This is a genomic window from Citricoccus sp. GCM10030269 (genome assembly GCF_042665635.1).
Classification (GTDB): Bacteria; Actinomycetota; Actinomycetes; order Actinomycetales; family Micrococcaceae; genus Citricoccus.
In genome coordinates this window covers 542,948-555,911 of the sequence record NZ_JBHTCV010000002.1, presented here as the reverse complement: position 1 = coordinate 555,911, position 12,964 = coordinate 542,948, and the positions used below count along the sequence as shown (strand labels likewise).

The 12,964-nt window shown below is 67.1% G+C and carries 13 protein-coding genes; 4 read left to right on the top strand and 9 right to left on the bottom strand.

Annotated features, from left to right (window positions below):
- Nucleotide 1 precedes the first annotated feature (1 nt).
- A complete protein-coding gene (locus ACFQQD_RS05640; RefSeq protein ID WP_378087538.1) occupies nucleotides 2-1,066 on the bottom strand; it encodes an alpha-ketoacid dehydrogenase subunit beta in 1,065 nt (354 codons plus the stop codon).
- Nucleotides 1,067-1,254: 188 nt separating this feature from the next.
- Entirely contained in the window at nucleotides 1,255-2,415 is a 1,161-nt protein-coding gene (locus ACFQQD_RS05635; protein ID WP_378087097.1) for a thiamine pyrophosphate-dependent dehydrogenase E1 component subunit alpha, read from the bottom strand.
- A gap of 168 nt (nucleotides 2,416-2,583) precedes the next feature.
- On the opposite strand from ACFQQD_RS05635, the gene ACFQQD_RS05630 reads away from it, so the two are divergent.
- Nucleotides 2,584-3,033, top strand: coding sequence for an Lrp/AsnC family transcriptional regulator (locus ACFQQD_RS05630; RefSeq protein ID WP_378087095.1), 450 nt, complete (start codon nucleotides 2,584-2,586; stop codon nucleotides 3,031-3,033).
- Between the two features lie 16 nt (nucleotides 3,034-3,049).
- Here the strand turns inward: ACFQQD_RS05630 and ACFQQD_RS05625 are convergent, their stop codons facing one another.
- From ACFQQD_RS05625 to paaA, 6 genes are read right to left on the bottom strand one after another with little or no spacing between them, the layout of a single operon-like run.
- Nucleotides 3,050-3,850, bottom strand: coding sequence for an enoyl-CoA hydratase/isomerase family protein (locus tag ACFQQD_RS05625; protein WP_378087093.1), 801 nt, complete (start codon nucleotides 3,848-3,850; stop codon nucleotides 3,050-3,052).
- Nucleotides 3,851-3,859: 9 nt separating this feature from the next.
- Nucleotides 3,860-5,035, bottom strand: a complete 1,176-nt coding sequence (paaE, locus tag ACFQQD_RS05620) for a 1,2-phenylacetyl-CoA epoxidase subunit PaaE (RefSeq protein WP_378087091.1) — start codon at nucleotides 5,033-5,035, stop codon at nucleotides 3,860-3,862.
- Nucleotides 5,032-5,544: a 1,2-phenylacetyl-CoA epoxidase subunit PaaD gene (gene paaD / locus ACFQQD_RS05615; RefSeq protein ID WP_378087089.1), complete on the bottom strand. Its 513-nt coding sequence runs from the start codon at nucleotides 5,542-5,544 to the stop codon at nucleotides 5,032-5,034. Before paaD ends, paaE begins: the two co-directional genes overlap by 4 nt.
- Nucleotides 5,545-5,562: 18 nt before the next feature.
- On the bottom strand, nucleotides 5,563-6,459 hold the full coding sequence (paaC, locus tag ACFQQD_RS05610) for a 1,2-phenylacetyl-CoA epoxidase subunit PaaC (RefSeq protein ID WP_378087087.1): 897 nt from the start codon (nucleotides 6,457-6,459) through the stop codon (nucleotides 5,563-5,565).
- Entirely contained in the window at nucleotides 6,456-6,803 is a 348-nt protein-coding gene (paaB, locus tag ACFQQD_RS05605) for a 1,2-phenylacetyl-CoA epoxidase subunit PaaB (RefSeq protein ID WP_378087084.1), read from the bottom strand. Before paaB ends, paaC begins: the two co-directional genes overlap by 4 nt.
- Nucleotides 6,804-6,805: 2 nt before the next feature.
- Nucleotides 6,806-7,846: a 1,2-phenylacetyl-CoA epoxidase subunit PaaA gene (paaA, locus tag ACFQQD_RS05600; RefSeq protein WP_378087536.1), complete on the bottom strand. Its 1,041-nt coding sequence runs from the start codon at nucleotides 7,844-7,846 to the stop codon at nucleotides 6,806-6,808.
- A gap of 269 nt (nucleotides 7,847-8,115) precedes the next feature.
- Here paaA and paaI point away from each other — a divergent pair, with 269 nt between their 5' ends.
- From paaI to ACFQQD_RS05585, 3 genes are read left to right on the top strand one after another with little or no spacing between them, the layout of a single operon-like run.
- The gene (gene paaI / locus ACFQQD_RS05595; protein ID WP_378087082.1) at nucleotides 8,116-8,565 is read left to right on the top strand and encodes a hydroxyphenylacetyl-CoA thioesterase PaaI; all 450 of its coding nucleotides are present in this window, start codon (nucleotides 8,116-8,118) and stop codon (nucleotides 8,563-8,565) included.
- Between the two features lie 43 nt (nucleotides 8,566-8,608).
- A complete protein-coding gene (locus ACFQQD_RS05590; RefSeq protein WP_378087080.1) occupies nucleotides 8,609-9,928 on the top strand; it encodes a phenylacetate--CoA ligase family protein in 1,320 nt (439 codons plus the stop codon).
- 54 nt (nucleotides 9,929-9,982) lie between these two features.
- Nucleotides 9,983-10,597 (top strand): TetR/AcrR family transcriptional regulator, encoded by a 615-nt coding sequence (locus ACFQQD_RS05585; protein ID WP_378087078.1) that lies wholly within the window; start codon nucleotides 9,983-9,985, stop codon nucleotides 10,595-10,597.
- Nucleotides 10,598-10,709: 112 nt separating this feature from the next.
- On the opposite strand, the gene paaZ is transcribed toward ACFQQD_RS05585, so the two are convergent.
- Nucleotides 10,710-12,839 carry a phenylacetic acid degradation bifunctional protein PaaZ gene (gene paaZ, locus ACFQQD_RS05580; RefSeq protein WP_378087076.1) on the bottom strand — a complete coding sequence of 710 codons (2,130 nt, stop codon included), beginning with the start codon at nucleotides 12,837-12,839 and terminating at the stop codon, nucleotides 10,710-10,712.
- Between the last annotated feature and the right edge of the window lie 125 nt (nucleotides 12,840-12,964).

Genomic DNA, 12,964 nt, shown 5'->3' with positions numbered 1-12,964 from the left:
CTCAGTCCTCCCATTGCAGGTCGTCGACGGCGTCGAGGATGCGGTCCACCGACGGCAGGAAGTAGTGCTCCAGCTTCGGGGCTGGATAGGGGATGTCGAAGCCGGTCACGCGCAGTACGGGAGCGGCCAGCGAATGGAAGCAGCGCTGCTGAATACGCACGGCGATCTCGCTGGCCACCGAGGCGAAGCCCGTCTCTTCCGAGATCACCACGGCGCGGCCGGTTCGCCGCACGGATTCGGCCACCGTGGCGTCGTCGAACGGCACGATGGTCCGCACGTCCACCACCTCGAGCGAACGGCCCTCGTCCTGGGCGGCCGCGGCAGCCGCCAGGGCCGTGGGCAGTGAGGGGCCGTAGGCGATCAGCGTCGCGTCGGTGCCGGCGCGGGCGACGACGGCCCCACCGGACTCCAGCGCGGACCGCGCTGCTTCTCCGGCACTCATCTCCGACGTGTCAGAGGATTCAGCGGTTCCAGAGGTTTCAGAGATCTCAGCCGTGCCGGACTCGTAGCGCTTCTTCAAGCCGTCCAGGTCCACCTGGTCCTTGGCGAAGTACAGCTTCTTGGGTTCCATGAAGACGACCGGGTCGTCCGAGTCGATGGCTGCACGCAACAGGAGATACGCGTCGGCCACCGTGGCGGGAGTGACGACCTTCAACCCGGGAGTGTGTGCGTAGTACGCCTCCGACGAGTCACAGTGGTGCTCCACGCCGCCGATCCCTCCGGCATACGGGATGCGGATGACGATCGGCAGTGCCACTCGGCCGCGCGTGCGGTTACGCATCTTGGCCACGTGCGAGGCGATCTGCTCGAAGGCCGGATAGGCGAAGGCATCGAACTGCATCTCGACCACCGGCCGCATGCCGTTGATCGCCATGCCCACGGCCATCCCGGCGATCCCGGACTCCGCCAGCGGGGTGTCGAAACACCGCTCGGCCCCGAAGCGATCGGCCAGTCCGTCCGTGATCCTGAAGACGCCACCCAGGGTGCCCACGTCTTCCCCGAACACCGCGACGCCGGAATCCGCTGCCAGCGCATCGGCCAGGGCCGCGTTGAGCGCCTTGGCCATCGTCACCGGACCAGCAGTGACCGGTGCCGCCGGGGAGTCGGGCCGAGCGTGCGGAATGCCGGCTCCCCCGGCGCGCGTGGACGATTCCTTCGCCGCGTCCACGGCGATCTCCGTGTCGGCGGTCTCGGTGGTGCCAGTGCTACCAGTCGTGCCAGTGCTGTGGGCGTCCGTTGCGGACTCACGGATGCTCATGATGCCTCCTCGCGGGCAAGCTCATCGGCCAACTGCGCCGACTGTTCGGCCAATTGCGGCGTGGGAACGGTGTAGACGTGAGAGAACAGCTGCTGGGGGTCGGGTGTGACGTCCTGGTTGAGCCCGTCCCGCAACTCTGTCGCCACCTGCTCAGCGTCCTGCTCAGTCCGGGCTTGCAGCTCGTCGTCCAGCAGGCCCTGATGCGTCAGATAGGCACGCATTCGCTTCACGGGATCCTTGGCCAGCCACTCCTGCACTTCCGCGTCTTCGCGGTACCGGGTGGCGTCGTCGGCATTGGTGTGCGCCTGGATCCGGTAGGTCTGGGCCTCGACCAGCAGCGGGCCCGCACCGCCGCGGACCAGTCGCATGCCTCGCTCGAGCACGGCGAGCAGTGCCACGAGATCGTTGCCGTCCACGCGCTCACCGGCCATGCCGTAGCCGACGGCCTTATGCGCCAGGGACGGCGCGACCGTCTGGCGGGCGAGCGGCACCGAGATGGCGTACTGGTTGTTCTGCACGAAGAAGATCACGGGCAGCTGGAACACGGCGGCGAAGTTCAACGCCTCGTGGAAATCGCCCTCGCTCGTGGCGCCGTCGCCGCACAGTGCCACCACCACGGTGTCCTCACCGCGCAGTCTCGCGGCGTGAGCCGCCCCGACGGCGTGCAGCAGCTGAGTGGTCAGCGGGGTGGACTGAATGCCAACCCGGTGTTCGGTGGGGTCGTAGCCACCGTGCCAGTCTCCGCGGAAGACGGTCATCGCCTCCACGGGCGGAACTCCACGGGAGATCACGGCCACGGTGTCCCGGTACGTCGGGAACAGCCAGTCGCCATCCTCCAGGCATTCGGCCACGGCCACCTGGCACGCCTCCTGCCCGTGGCTGGAGGGGTAGACCGCCATGCGGCCCTGGCGCACCAGGGCTGAGTTCTGGTCGTTGATGCGGCGGCCGATCACCAACCGGCGGTAGGCCGACAACAGGTCCTCATCGGCCGGGACCGGATAGTCGTGACCCGGTTCCGGTCCGGGGCCGCTGGTGGTCGGATTGCCGTCCTGGTCCACCATCCGGATCAATGACCGGGCCGGGAGCATGTAGTCCTCTGGCGTGATGCCGAAGTTCTGGGCGGCATCCGTGATGCCGGTCAAGGCGTCGTCGCTCATCGTGACCTTCCGGATTGTTGTTCACCTCACACGCGTGGTCAATTTGACCTCGAATACTGACCCACGTCTACTGGCTGTACCCGTTTTCGCCACAACTGTAGATACTTTGGCTTCAGAGGCCTACATTGAGAGATGAAACGAACCTGCTGCAGGAGACTTGGGGGCGACATGGCCACGACGCCGGGCCGCATCGATGCGGTGGATGAGCTCATCCTGGCCGAGCTCACCAGGGACGGGCGGCAATCCGTGACGGCCTTGGCACAGAAGGTGCACATCTCCCGCGCACACGCCTACGCCCGGATCAATCGCTTGCAGGACGACGGCGTGATCACCCGGTACAGCGCGGTGATCGATCCCGTGCTCGCCGGCCTGAGGTCCTCGGCGTACGTCACCTTGAAGCTGCGCCAACACGGGTGGCGCGAGGTTCGCGAGGCGCTCTCCACGATCCCGGAGATCTATCACGTCAGCCTCGTCGGCGGGAACTTCGACGTCCTCCTGCTCGTCCGGGCGCGCGACAACCAGGATCTGCGCCGGGTGGTCTTCGACCACATCCAGCCGCTGCCGGGAGTCCTGGACACCCAGACCTTCGTCATCTTCGAGGACCTAGACACCCGCTGATCAGCCCATCAGCCGTTCACTCAGCCGCCGAGCCGCCAGGGCCGTGGAACAAGGGCTTGCGCTTCTGTTGGAAGGCGGCGAAGCCCTCGGCGTAGTCGTCGGTGGCGCACAGGTCCGCTTGGGCCTGGTTCTCCGCTGACAGGGACTCCCACAGGCCCACCCGCTGGTCACGGATCTGGGCGACGAGCTCCTTGGACGCCAGGAACGCCTCGGTGGCGCCGGTGGCCACCGTCGCGACGATGCCACGAGTGTCTGCGAGCAAGGTGTCCGCCGGCATGGCCCGGGAGAACAGGCCGGAGGCGACGGCGTCTGCGCCGCTGATCAGTTCAGCGGTGTAGATCAGGTCCAAGGTCCGGTGCGCTCCGAGCCGCTCCGTGAACAGCCAGTGCCCACCCGAGTCGAGCGTGGCCCCGAGATTGGCGAACGGTGACCCGATCTTGGCGTTCTCGGCCACATAGACCACGTCCGTGGCGATGGCCAGCCCGAGCCCGACACCGAGGCACGCGCCCTGTACCGCGGCGAACGTAGGCGCGGGGAACGAGCTCATCGTCCGCAGCAGCGGAGTCACCTGCTCGCCCAGGTACCCCAGGACGTCGTCATCGGCCGGGACGACGCCGGAGATGTCCCGGCCCGCGCAGAATCCGCGGCCCTCGCCGCGCAGCAGCAGGGCCCGCACCTCGCCGCGCGAGGCGGCGGCAGCGGCGTCGTCGTAAGCCTGGCTGAGTTCGGTGAGCGCGTCTTCATCGAGCGCGTTCACCTTCTCCGGCGCGTTGAGGACCACCTCGGCGACACCGTCGGTGATGGACAGCTGGATCATGGGTGCCTCCTAGGCGTCGTAATTGACGACGAGCGCGTCCGACGTCGGCCGGGACTGACAGGTGAGCACGTAGCCCTGCTCGATCTCATCGGGTTCGAGGGCGAAGTTCTCGTCCATCTCCACGGACCCGGAGACGACCTTGGCCCGGCACGTGCCGCACACACCGCCGGCGCAGGCGAAGGGCACGTCCTGCCGAACCCGAAGGGCGGCGTTGAGCACCGTCTCGCGCTGGCCCTTGGGAGACTTGACCTCGCCTTGGAGCCCGTCGAGCGTGAAGGAGATCTCGACGTTGTCGCCGGCCTCGTCGACGACGACGGGACGCCCGCGGTTGCCGTCCGGACGGCCCTGCTGCGGGTCCCCGGTGGTGAACAGTTCGTAGCGGACCCGTTCGTCGTCCACCCCGAGTTCGGCCAGCTCATCACGGACCGTCTGCACCAGCTCGAAAGGCCCGCACAGGAACCACTCGTCCACCTCGGCAGGCCGGATCACCGTGCTCAGCAGGGTGGCGAGCTTCTCCCGGTCGATGCGTCCGGACAGCAGCGGGGCGATCCGCTGCTCGCGGGTGAGCACGTGATGCAGCGCGAAGCGAGCGGGATAGCGGTCCTTCAGGTCGGCCAGTTCCTCGAGGAACATGACGTCCATGGCGGCCCGGTTGGAGTAGATCAGCGTGAACTGGACCTTCTCATTGGCGGCCAGCACGGTCCGGGCGATCGCCATCAACGGGGTGATGCCCGAACCCGCCGCCACGGCCACGAACGTGTGCTCCGTGTCGGTGTCGATCGACTCCGGGTGGTTGAGCTGAGTCATCTGGTGCTTCGAGATGAAGGCGCCGGAGGGACTCATGACATCCATCGTGTCCCCGGCAGCCAGATGCTCGTTGGCCCACGTGGAGAAGAGGCCGCCCAGGTCCCGTTTGATGGCGACCCGGATCTCTCCCGGACGCGGGTCGGCGCAGATCGAATAGCTGCGGCGGACCTCATGCAGTTCCCCGTCGTCGCCGGGCAGTTCCTTGCGCAGCGCGACGTACTGACCCGGGAGGTAGTCGTACTCGTCGATCAACTCTTCCGGCACCGCGAAGGTGACCTCGATGGCATCGGCGGTCAGCCGGCGCACTCCCGCCACCTGAAGCGAATGGAAGGTAGCACGGCGGCGCGTGGGAGCGGCGTCGGTCTCGGCAACGGTCATGAGAGCACCTTGAAGTAGTCGAAGGGTTCCAGGCAGTCCCGGCACGTGTACAACGCCTTGCAGGACGTGGAACCGAAGCGGGACAGCTCTCTCGTGTTCAACGAGTGGCAGTGCGGACATTTGACGGCCATGCCCACGGTGACGGTCCCCCGGTGGCCGGTGCCGGTCGGCGGGGCGATGCCGTATTCCTCGAGCTTGGCTTTGCCCTCGTCCGTGATGCGGTCGGTGGACCAGGCCGGTGACAAGACGAGGTCCACGCGGACGGCGGAGTACCCGGCGTCCCGGAACTCCCGTTCCAGATCCTCCTGGATGGCGTCCATGGCCGGGCAACCGGAGTAGGTGGGCGTGATGGTCACGGCAACGGTGCCGTCGTCGTCCAGGGAGACGCCCCGGAGAATGCCGAGATCGGCAATGGTCAACACCGGGATCTCCGGGTCGGTCACCCGAGCCGCGACCTCGTGCAGCCGCTCGGTGTCCGGAGCGGCGCGACGGTCAGTGATCGCTGTCATGGTGGTCCTCCTCGACTTCTACCAGCTGGCGCCGGGATGTTTGCGGGCCAGCACCTGCATCTCAGCCAGGATGTATCCGAGGTGTTCGGAATGCTCGCCTTGGCGGCCCCGGCACAGGGCGAAGGGAATCTCCGGGACCGGCAGCGCGGCCTCGGTCAGGACGGTCCGCACCTCCTGCTCCCACTCCGTGCGCAACGACGACGGCCGGGGCGCGACGCCCTCGAGCCGCTCGTACAGAGCGTCGTCCAGGAACGGCTCTTCGGTGTAGGGCCACAGCTTCTCGAGGGCCGAACGCATGCGCCGCGCGGACTCCTCCGTTCCCTGGCCCAGTCGCAGCGTCCACAGCTGGGCGTGCTCGCGGTGGTAGTCCACTTCTTTGAGGGCCTTCGCGGCGATCGCGGCCAGCGTCTCATCGGCCGAGTCCAGCAGCCGGCTGTAGAGCAGATGCTGGTAGACGGCCACGAACAGTCCGCGCACCGTGGTCTCGGCGAAGTCACCGTTGGGCTGCTCCACGAGATGCAGGGACCGGAAGTCCTCCTCTTCGCGGAAGTAGGCCAGATCGTCCTCACTGCGGTCCCAGGCCTTACCGGCGTAGGTGAGGAACGAGCGGGCGTGACCGAGCTGATCCAGGGCGATGTTGCCGAGGGCCACGTCCTCTTCGAGCTCGGGCGCCCGGGAGATCCAGTGCGAGAGGCGCTGGGCGAGGATCAGGGCGTCGTCGCCCAATCGCAGGGCATACTCGGCCACATCGTCATTGGCCGGACGGTCCTCTCGCTGGGCGATGTCCTCGGGCCGCAGCGCATTGCCGGGGGTGACCCGGGTGGCGGAGGCGGTGGCATCGCCGAAGCTGTCCAGGCTGTGGTCTATTGCTGGGTCTGTTGCTGGACCGGTGGCCTGATCGGACGGGGTATTCACAGGTGCTTCACCCCTTCGCTCTCCGTGTAGTACGTGGCGTGGCGGTAATCCTTGCCCTTGGCCGACTCGAACATCGCGTCCTTGGCGTCCGGGTCCGACGTCGTGATGTCTGCAGACCGGACCACCCAGAGGGAGACGCCCTCGTTGCGGCGGGTGTAGAGATCGCGGGCATTGCGCACGGCCATCTCCGCATCAGGGGCGTGGAGCGAGCCGGCATGGACATGGGAGAGTCCGCGCGATGACCGCACGAAGACCTCCCACAACGGCCAGGCGGCCCGTGCCGAGACGGTGGAACCAGTGGGGGTGGACTCAGTGGGCGCGGAATTGCTGGAAGCCTCAGTCATGATCAGGCCACCTTCTGGTCGTTGCGGTCGGGATGTCCGGACAGGCCGGCCTGCTGCTTGGCCGCGTAGGCGGCAGCGGCCTCGCGCACCCAGGCGCCTTCTTCATGGGCTTCCCGACGGCGGGCCAGTCGTTGGGCGTTGCAGGGACCCCCGCCCTTGACCACCCGGTTGAACTCGTCCCAGTCCAGCTCCATGTGCTTCCAGGTCCCGGTCTCTTCGTCATACCGCAGCTCGGGATCGGGCAGCGTCATGCCCAGGACCTTGACCTGTTCGGCGATCATCCCGACGAAGCGCTGGCGCAGCTCGTCATTGGAGAATCGCTTGATGTTCCACGCCATCGACTGCTTCGAGTTCGGGGAGTCATGATCCGAGGGGCCGAACATCATCAGCGCCGGAGCGTAGAACCGGTTGATCGCGTCCTGGGCCATCTTCCTCTGCGCCTCGGTGCCACGAGACAGCTGCAGCAGGATCTCGAAGCCCTGACGCTGATGGAAGGACTCCTCCTTGCAGATGCGCACCATGGCGCGTCCGTAGGGCCCGTAGGAGGCACGGCACAGCGGGACCTGATTGGCGATGGCCGCCCCGTCCACGAGCCAGCCGATCGCACCCATGTCCGCCCACGTTCGGGCCGGATAGTTGAAGATCGAGGAGTACTTGGCGCGACCGGTCAGCAACTGATCGTTGAGCGTGTCCCGGTCCGTGCCCAGGGTCTCTGTGGCCGAGTACAGGTACAGGCCGTGGCCCGCCTCATCCTGGACCTTGGCCATCAGAATGGCCTTGCGCTTCAGGCTGGGGGCGCGGGTGATCCAGTTGGCCTCCGGCTGCATCCCGATGATCTCCGAATGCGCATGCTGGCCCATCTGGCGGGTCAGGGACTTGCGGTAGGCCGCCGGCATCCAGTCCCGGGGCTCGATCCGCGAGTCCTGGGCGATGATCGCATCGAACCGGCGCTGACCCTCCGCGTCCGCAGATGCTTGGAGAGCATCTTCTTCGGACGTCTGGACAGCGGCCAGTCGCCCGTCAACGGTGTTCTGTTCGGACATCATGCCCACCTCTTCTGGAAGCTGTGACTCGGGGCCGGCGGACGACGCCGCCTGACCGTGACGTCATCCGGTGTATTTACCGACCGTTCGTTCAGTATATGATGTGGCTCACGCCTCGTCAACATTCCGGCACCAGTGAACCCAGGGGCACGGCAACGGCGAACGCTGGGCAACGGTGGACCCCGGGGCGGAGTAGAGTGCTGGAACTTGACCTGGCTCACATTTTACTGTTCCCTAACGATCGTTCAGTACATAAAGATCGGAGCACCATGAGCGAGACAGGAACCGTCTCGACGACCGACCTCGGAGAGCAGCACGCCATCCTCGCGCAGGACTATGCGGCGCAGTGGATGGGCATCGAGGTCGACGCCGTCAGAGAGGGGCACGCCACCATCTCCATGGTCGTGCGGAAAGACCACCTCAACGGGTTCGGCATCGCCCACGGCGGCATGGTCTTCGCCCTGGCGGACACCGCTTTCGCCATGGCCTGCAACCCTCCAGAGGGTTCGCCGGACACCATCACGGTGGCCTCCGGCGTCGACATCAACTTCCTCAAGCCGGGTCTGCCCGGCCGCGTCTTGACGGCCGTGGCCGACCGGCGCAGTCAGTCCGGCCGCAGCGGGCTTTACGACATCCAAGTGCTCCAGTCCCTTCCGGACGGCGGCACGGAGGTCGTTGCCGAGTTCCGCGGCCGGTCCCGGACCATCCCCAAACGCTGACGCCCCTCGACGATCCCCCGCGACCACAGCAAAGGCACACGAGATGACCGAGACCCTTTCCGCAGCGGAGCCCAGCACCGGCCTGGACGCCGAAGAGACCATGAGCCGCGACCAGATCGAGTCGCTCCAGTTGCAGAGGTTGAAAGAGACCGTCGCCTACGCCTACGAGCGGGTTCCCCTGTATCAGCAGAAGTTCGATGCCGCCGGCGTGCATCCGAGCGACCTCAAGGAACTCGAGGACCTGGCCAAGTTCCCCTTCACGGACAAGGAGGACCTGCGTCAGTCCTATCCGTTCGGCATGTTCGCCGTGCCCCAGGAACAAGTCGCGCGGATCCACGCCTCCTCCGGCACGACCGGCCGGGCCACGGTGGTGGGCTACACCCAGCAGGACCTGGACGACTGGGCCAAGCTCGGGGCCCGCTGCCTGCGCCTGTCCGGTGTGCAACGTGGCTGGAAGGTGCACAACGCCTACGGCTATGGCCTGTTCACCGGCGGCCTGGGCGCCCACGCGGCCGCGGAGCGGTTGGGCACCACGGTGATCCCGATGTCCGGCGGTCAGACCGAGAAGCAGATCACGCTCATCCGGGATTTCCAGCCGGACGCCATCCTGTGCACGCCGACCTACCTGCTGACCATCGGTGACGCCATGCAGCGAGCTGGCCAGGATCCTCGCCAGACCTCGCTCAAGGTGGCCGTGCTCGGTGCGGAGCCGTGGACGGAGGAGATGCGCCATGAGCTGGAGGAGATGTTCGACCTCGACGCCTGTGACATCTACGGCCTCTCCGAGGTCATGGGCCCGGGCGTAGCCGGCGAATCCGGCGTGACCAAAGACGGCTGCCACGTGTGGGAGGACCACTTCCGCCCGGAGGTGATCGATGCCTTCGACGAGACCAGAGCCCTGGGCGATGGCGAGCACGGCGAGCTCGTGTTCACCTCCCTGACCAAACAGGCTCTGCCGATCATCCGCTACCGCACTCACGACCTGACCCGGCTCTTGCCGGGAACGGCGCGCCCGGGTCACCGCCGCATCGGCCGCATCACGGGCCGCTCGGATGACATGATCATCCTGCGCGGCGTGAATCTGTTCCCCAGCCACATCGAAGAACTCGCCCTGCAGGTCCCCGGTCTCTCACCGCACTTCCAGTTGGAGATCACGCGTCCGAACCGGATGGACGAGCTGGCGGTCAAAATCGAACGCCGCGATGACTGCACCTCCGACCGGGCTCGCGTGGCCGGGGACGAACTGCAGAAGCTCATCAAGATCCACGTGGGCTCCACGTGCCGGATCGATGTGGTGGAGCCGGAGACCCTCCCACGGTCTGTCGGTAAGCTGAAGCGGATCCACGACCTGCGGAACCCATAGCCGGAACCGTAGTCCGAGCCCGCCGCGCCCGCCCATCGAACCAGGAGGCCCACCATGCCCACCGCAGCCACCGCGTCCACCGCACCGCGGCGAGGCCGCCCCGGGTATGACCAGGAGTCGGTGCTCCAAGTCGCGGTGACGGTGTTCAACCGTCATGGCTACGACGCCACCTCGATGGGCATGCTGGCCGAAGAGCTCGGGGTGAGCAAGTCCGCGATCTACCACCACGTGCCCTCCAAGGGCGACCTGTTGCGCCTCGCCCTGGATCAGGCGCTGGTCCCTTTGGAAGCCATCGACCAGGACGAACGCGCCCAGTCGGGCAGAACCATCGAGCGCCTGGAGTTCATCCTGCGCTCGACCATCCGGGTGCTGCTGGAACGGCAGCCCTACGTCACTCTGCTCCTACGCCTCAGGGGCAACACGGACATCGAGCGTGACGCCCTCGAGCGCCGGCGGACCGTCGACCGCAAAGTCACCGACCTGGTGATCGCCGCCCAGGCTGAGGGACAGGTTCGCGACGATGTGGAGCCTCGGACCACCACCCGCCTGATGTTCGGCATGGTCAATTCGCTCGTCGAGTGGTATCGCCCCGACGGTCCGGCGACCCCGGAGGAAGTCGAGGAGACCACCATCGCGATGATCATCGACGGCCTCCGGGGCCGCAGCTGACCGAGTCGGTCAGCTGCGGCCGAGCACGCCGGGTCGGTTCCGGCCGTGTTGGCAGTGCCGTGTGGGCAGTGCCGTGTGGGCAGTGCCGTGTCGGCAGTGCCGGTCGGGCCGATCAGTCCGTCCAGTCGGCGTAGAGGGAGTCCTGCTTCTCCACCAGCGTCAGCACGTCATAGGTGGCGACGATCTCGTCGTGCTGGTTGTGGATGACCGCATCCCAGGTCACTTCGCCGTACTCATCGGTGACCCGGGGGGTGATCTTCTTCGCGGTCAGGGTGATCCGGATGGAGTCACCGGCGGCCACGGGCGTGATGAACCGCAGGTTCTCGAGACCGTAGTTCGCCAGGACCGGACCCGGCGCCGGCTCCACGAACAGCCCGGCGCCCCACGAGACCAGCAGGTAACCGTGGGCGACGATCCCGGGGAAGAAGGGATTGGCCTCGGCGGCCTGCGGGTTGACGTGCGCGTAGAACGTGTCCCCCGTGGATTCGGCGAAGGCGGAGATGTCCTCCTCAGTCACCTGGCGGAGATCGGAGGCCAGAGCGTCACCGACGCGCAGGTCGGCCAGCGACTTGCGGAAGGGGTGCACGGCACTGGGGTCGGCACCGTAGGCGGGCGATCCGGCCAGCCGACGGTCGGCCCCGGGCTGCCACACTCCGGTCACGGCGGTCACGAGATTCGGGGAACCCTGCAGAGCGGTGCGCTGCATGTGATGCTTGATCGCGCGCACACCGCCCAGTTCCTCTCCGCCGCCGGCACGGCCGGGTCCGCCGTGCACCAGGTGCGGAACCGGCGAGCCATGGCCCGTGGAGCTCTTGGCGGTCTCCCGGTTGAGCAGGTGCACCCGCCCGTGATGACCGGCGATGCCGGTGGTCATCTCTCGAGCCACGTCCGGGTCGTTGGTGCACACGGTGGCCACCAGGGAGCCGGAGCCGCGCGCGGCCAGACGCACGGCGTCGGCCACATCGGTATAGCCGAGCAGTGAGGTCACGGGACCGAAGGCCTCACGCGAGTGCAGGACGTCCGACTCGGCGTTCGCCCACGTCAGAAGGATCGGTGACAAGTAGGCCCCGTGGTCGACGACGGCCTCGTCGCCGGCAGCGGTCCGCACCGTCGGCGCATCGAGAGTGCCGTAGGCGAGTTCGCCGCCGGCGGCGATGAGGTCCTCCACCGCGCCGCGCACGCCGTCCAACTGTTCAAGGGAGGCCAAAGCGCCCATCGTGACGCCTTCGGCGCGCGGGTCTCCGATGACCACTCGCTGGGCGAGCCGGTCGGAGATGGCCCGGGCGACGGCGTCGCGCTGGCTGTCTGGAACGATGGTCCGCCGGATGGCGGTGCACTTCTGCCCGGCCTTCACGGTCATCTCGGTGACCACGGCCTTGACGAACGCCTCGAACTCCGGGGTGCCCTCAACGGCGTCGGGACCCAGGATGGCGGCATTGAGGGAATCGGTCTCGGCGGTGAATCGGACGCCGCCGGTCACCACGTTGGGGTGGGTCCTCAGGGCCTGAGCGGTGGACGCCGAGCCGGTGAAAGCCATCAGATCCCGGTAGTCCATGACATCGAGCATTCCGCGGGCGGAGCCGGAGACGAGCTGCAGTGATCCGGCGGGGAGAATCCCGGACTCGACCATGATGCGCACGGCGGCCTCCGTCACGTAGCCCGTGGGAGTGGCCGGCTTGACGACCGTGGGAACGCCGGCGATGAAGGCGGGGGCGAACTTCTCGAGCATGCCCCAGACCGGGAAGTTGAAGGCATTCACCTGGACGGCGGCGCCGGGCAGCCGCGTGTAGATGTGGGTGCCGATGAACGATCCATCCTTGGACAGTGACTCGGCGGGACCGTCCTGAAGGACGTTGGAGTTCGGCAGCTCGCGGCGTCCCTTGGAGGAATAGGTGAAGAGCACGCCGATGCCGCCGTCGATGTCCACCTTGTTGTCCACCACGGTCGCCCCGGTCCGGTGAGAGAGCTCATAGAGTTCCTCTCGCCGGTCGTTGAGGACTATCGCCAGTTCCTTGAGCTTGAGGGCCCGCTCGTGCAGCGTCAGGGCGCCGAGCTCCCGTTGGCCCACACTGCGGGCGTGGGCCAGCACTTCACCCAGGTCCAGCCCTTCGGCGCCGAAGCGTGCGAGGGGTTCGCCCGTATTGGCGTCGAGGACCTCGGCGGTCCGGGAGTCCTCGGCGGGAGCCCACCACTGGTCGAGGACATAGCTGGGGACGGTGGAGATGGCTGTCTGAGTGGTCATCCGACTGGAACCTTCCTGAACGATCAGTCAGTAATGTAACCACCCTAACAGCAGCGTGGCCCAGCGCACATCTTCCGAGCGGACCAGCGGACCGACCAGCCCTCGCGGCCGCACAACACTGGCCA